The organism is Dactylosporangium sp. NPDC000555 (genome assembly GCF_040300025.1).
Lineage (GTDB): Bacteria > Actinomycetota > Actinomycetes > Mycobacteriales > Micromonosporaceae > Dactylosporangium.
In genome coordinates this window covers 1-3674 of the sequence record NZ_JBEPDB010000185.1, presented here as the reverse complement: position 1 = coordinate 3674, position 3674 = coordinate 1, and the positions used below count along the sequence as shown (strand labels likewise).

Sequence of the window (3674 nt, the reverse complement as noted above, 5' to 3'; positions counted from 1 at the left end):
GCGACGACGGACACCGCCCGAAGCCGGACCCGGCGCCCTACCTCGCCGCAGATCACCGCGTCGAACGCGTCCGGGCCGGCCTCCGCGAGCACGTACCGCACGAGCTCGCGGTACGTCGAGGTGACCAGCGCGGTGTGCAGGCCGGCGGCGCGCGCCTCGGCCATCAGCTCCCGGGCGCCGGGCAGCCAGTGCACGCCGCGGGCATACGCCTCACGGACCTGCCGCTGCACGAAGGCCACGTCGTCCTGGACGTCGTAGCCGGACCAGCCCAGCTGCCGGTGGATGCGGCGCATCGCGAGCGTCGCATCCAGCCCGCTCAGGCTGCGCAGCAGCTCATCGGTGACCTCGGCGCGACGGGATCGCGCCAGGCCGGTGTTCGCCGCGCCCCAGATCGGCTCGCTGTCGATGAGCGTGCCGTCAAGGTCGAACAGGACCGCAACCGCCACGCGGGCCATCGTAGCGACGGCCGTGGCGTGCCTCGGTTGCGGTCCTCACGCGGACAGTTGGTGGTCCACGTCGTGCGTGCTCTGCGACCCGTACGGCGGGTCGACCCGATCTTCGGGCTCCTCCACCGCGCCCTCCGGCCGGCTGCCGCGGAAGCGCCACTCCAGCCGGTAGTAGTCGTGCAGCGTCGCCGCCTCGGTGTGCCAGGAGAAGACCGCGCGCCCGTCCTCCGACAGCTCCTGCGTGATCGGGGTGCGCAGCGGCACCTCCTCGGCCGACAGCGACGTCTGCACGCCCCAGACCACCGGGCGCATCCGGGCCGGGAACTCGACCTCGACGGTAAGGTGGCGGGTCGGGAGGCGGATCGCCCGCTCGAACCAGTTGCCCCACTTGTCGATGCCGATGTGCCAGGTATACGCGATGGTGGTCCGCTGCCCGGGGTACAGCGGGAAGCGGCCCTGCGCGTTCTCGAAGAGCAGCCACAGCTCCTTGAGCGTGTCGCGGTCGGTCTTGGCCCGCCACTCCATCGGCTCACCGGCACACGAGGCCACCAGCGACAGCTCCTCGAGCGACAGCGGGTGGTCGTGGTGGTGGCGGTTGGAGCGCGCCGGGTCGTCCGGGTAGCGGTCGACCGAGATCCGCACGAGGTACCGCGTGATCGGCTCCGTGCCGGCGTTGTACAGCACGCGGCGGACCGTGCACCGGTACTTGCCGTCGACGTAGGAGAGCCGGGCGGTCTCCCGCTCGACCACGAGCCCCGTTCCGGGCGGCAGCCACTGATCCGGCACCGGCGGGTCGCGCCCGGGCACACCGACCCGGCTGCGCGCCGTTGCCCGCAGCTCGTCGTACTCCTTGTACCGCTGCCAGACCGCGCCACCGCTCTGCAGGATCGCTTCGGCGCGGCGCGCGAAGTCCTCGGTCGGGCGGTGCCGGCCGGCCTCCACGTGGCTGACATACGAGGCGTCGAAGCCCATGGCGGCGGCGAGCTGCTTCTTGGACATGCCGCGCTCCACGCGCCACCGCGCGAACTCTGCGACGAACGCCTCCGACGCCCGTGGCACGGGAGAGGGGTCGCTCGTGGTCATGTCCGGTCCAGCCCTACAGGGAGACGGCCCCTGTCCGATTAGTGTCCACGAGTCCGGCTGTCGACCAGGCCAGCCGGACGGATTCCTGACAAAATGGTTGACAACACCGCCCCATCGGTGTTGATCAACGCAATTCGATCACCGCCCGCCTCCAGCATGATTACACAAAGTCATAACAGCGGCGCCGCTGACGTCCGACACGCGAAGGCTGGTTAGCCTTACCTAATAGCTGTATCGTGGGCGCTTGGTAAGCACATCTGGGGGTACGCAACGGTGGTGAGCACCAACCGCCCGCACAGGACGCGCCTCGACGCGCGGTGCCGTCGCGCCGTGTCCCCGGCCCAGATCGGCGACCCAACGTGACCGCGCTCATCAGCCGCGAGGGCGTCGAGCCGCTCGGGCCGGTGGTCGCGACGCTCGACGCGCTGCGGACCCGGCACGGTGAAGATTCACTCCAGGGGCTGGTGCCCGGCCTGGTCGGACCCGATGGGCCGCAGTGGCGGCTGGCCGACGAACTCGACGTCACCGACCTGCTCGACGCTGCGGCGCGCCGCTGGAGCGCCCAGCCGCACGCTGCGGCGGCGCTGGCCTGGAAGTGCTACTCCTACTGGCTGGCCCTGCCGGCGGTGCTGGGCTTCGCCGCGTCCCGGCGGGTGCCGCTGATGACGCCGGATCACGTGCTGGTGCGGTACACCGACCGCCAGCCGTTCGTCACCCTCGCGCTGAGGGCCCCGGTGACGGCGGTGATCGCCACCGACCCGATCGTGGCGACGGACGCCCCCGGCCTGCTCATCGTCGAGGACGAGGCCGAGCTGCTGGGCGTGCTGCGCCGATCGCTGGTCGACGCGCACCTCGACCCGCTGCTGGAGGAGTTCCGCAAGCGGGCACGGATCGGCCGGCGGACGCTGTGGGGCTCGGTCGCCTCGGGCGTGGCATATGGCCTGTCGCGCGCCGCCGACTCCCTGCCCGGCCCGACGATGGACATCGCCAACCGGCTGCTGACCGCCCTCGACGCGGAAGACCTGGTCGACCTGGCTCCACACCCGGGCGGCGGCCTCGACATCCAGCGGCGGACCTGCTGCCTGGCCTTCACGCTACCGACGCCGAAGGTCTGCACCACCTGCTGCATCCGCTCGCACTGATGAACGACTTCAGCGCGGACTTCGAACTCGACGGCGAGCCGGAGCGGGAGTTTCACGCCGGCGTGGCCGGGCGCATGGCCCACAAGACCGTGGCGAGCGGCGCCCTGATCCGCGACCCCGGCGGGCGCATCCTCTTCGTGGTGCCGAACTACAAGCCGTTCCTGGATATCCCCGGCGGCATCGTCGAGACGGGCGAGCCCCCGTCGGCGGCGTGCGCCCGGGAGGTCGGCGAGGAACTCGGCCTCGACCTTGCCGTCGGTCGCCTCCTGGTGGTCGACTGGACGCCGGGCCGGGGGCCCTGGAGCGATCAGGTGCAGTTCGTCTTCGACGGCGGTGTGCTCGATCCCTCCACGGCGATCCGCCCGGCCGGCGACGAGCTGACCGGGTTTCGCTGGGCGACGCTCGCCGACGCGGGGCCCAACCTTCGGCCCTCGGCGTACCGCCGGCTCGAACTGGCGTTGACGGCCGCATCGACCGGGTCGACCCTGCACGCCGAGTTCGGGCACTTGATCAGCCCCGCGTGACCGTTGCGTGAGTGTGCGACGAGGCGGCATCGAACACGAGGGCGGGGCGGCCACCCGGCCACCCCGCCCGCTTCGTTCGTAGACCCGTCCGGTCAGTCGTCCAGCCAGTCCAGCGGCCGGCGATTGTTGCCCCGCTGGCGAGCGTCATCCCCGCCACCGGCGCCGGCGTTCGGGCCGTAGCCGCCGCGCTGCTCGTACTCGCCGCCGCCGCCGCTGTAGCCGTTGCCGGCGCGCGGGGGCTCCGGAGCGCGCTCGTAGCCGTCGCGCTCGTACCCGGCGGCCGGCGCGTACCCGCCGCGCGGCTCGTAGCCACCACGGCCGGCGTAGGGGCCGTCGTAGTCGCCGCCGCCGGCCGACGGGCCGTAGCCGTTGCCCGCGCTGGGGCCGAAGTCGTTGTCGCCGTAACCGCCCGGGCCCGTCAGCGGGCGGCGGGTACGGCCCCGGCGGCCCGTCGGCCGGCGGCTACGGCCCGTCCTCCG

At 72.5% G+C, this 3674-nt stretch carries 3 protein-coding genes and 2 pseudogenes; 2 read left to right on the top strand and 3 right to left on the bottom strand.

What is annotated here, in order from left to right; genetic code table 11:
• A partial coding sequence (locus ABT297_RS42765) for an HAD family hydrolase (protein ID WP_350559870.1) occupies window positions 1-446 on the bottom strand: 446 nt, incomplete at its 3' end.
• Window positions 447-560: 114 nt separating this feature from the next.
• A pseudogene (locus tag ABT297_RS42760) lies at window positions 561-1529 on the bottom strand (helix-turn-helix domain-containing protein); the annotation flags it as partial.
• A gap of 359 nt (window positions 1530-1888) precedes the next feature.
• Here ABT297_RS42760 and ABT297_RS42755 point away from each other — a divergent pair.
• A complete protein-coding gene (locus ABT297_RS42755; protein ID WP_350559867.1) occupies window positions 1889-2671 on the top strand; it encodes an IucA/IucC family C-terminal-domain containing protein in 783 nt (260 codons plus the stop codon).
• Window positions 2671-3195, top strand: a complete 525-nt coding sequence (locus ABT297_RS42750) for an NUDIX domain-containing protein (RefSeq protein WP_350559864.1) — start codon at window positions 2671-2673, stop codon at window positions 3193-3195. Before ABT297_RS42755 ends, ABT297_RS42750 begins: the two co-directional genes overlap by 1 nt.
• Before the next feature lie 92 nt (window positions 3196-3287).
• On the opposite strand, the pseudogene ABT297_RS42745 reads toward ABT297_RS42750, so the two are convergent.
• Window positions 3288-3674 (bottom strand): annotated as a pseudogene (locus tag ABT297_RS42745) (hypothetical protein); the annotation flags it as partial.